At 66.0% G+C, this 676-nt stretch carries 1 protein-coding gene; it reads left to right on the top strand.

The features are described 5' to 3' along the window. Positions 1-676: IS256 family transposase (locus PHA29_RS10575; protein ID WP_270849604.1), on the top strand; the 676-nt coding region annotated here is incomplete at both ends.

Genomic DNA, 676 nt, shown 5'->3' with positions numbered 1-676 from the left:
TGTGGTGCTCAGCGGGGCAAATACTCACCCCCCGCTCGCGAGGGACTACCCCTACGTCTACGTCGACGGGATATACCTCAAATGCGGCTGGGGCGGCAGCTACGAGAACGTGGCCGTGATGGTGGCCATAGGCGCCGACGACGACGGGTACCGAGAGGTCATCGGTGCGGCCGAGGGTTTCACGGAGTCCTCGGAGTGCTGGCGGGGACTCCTCTCGTGGCTCAATTCGCGCGGCCTGCGCGGCGTGAGAATGTTCACCGGCGACAAGGCCGCCGGGATGGTCGGGTCGATCGCCGAGGTCTTCCCTGAGGCGGCCTACCAGCGCTGTACGGTCCACTTCTACCGCAACGTCTTCGCCAGGGTCCCGAAGTCGAGGAGGCCGCGGGTCGCCGCCATGCTCAAGGCCATCCACGCCATGGAGTCGCGCGAGGCGTCGGAGGCCAAGACGATTACTGTGGCCGGCGAGCTGGAGTCCATGAAACTGAAGGAGGCCGCCAAGGTCGTGCGCGACGGGCACGCCGAGACCCTGACCTACACGCGCCTCCCCCGCGAGCACTGGAGGAGGATCCGCGCGAACAACGCCATCGAGAGGTTCAACCGGGAGATCCGCCGCCGGAGCCGCATCGTCGAGACCTTCCCCGACGACAGGGTAACGTACAATTTCTTGCGCACTTTG

Origin of the sequence: Candidatus Collinsella stercoripullorum (genome assembly GCF_027669965.1) — a bacterium.
Classification (GTDB): Bacteria; Actinomycetota; Coriobacteriia; order Coriobacteriales; family Coriobacteriaceae; genus Collinsella; species Collinsella stercoripullorum.
This window is presented reverse-complemented; position numbering and strand designations above follow the sequence as displayed.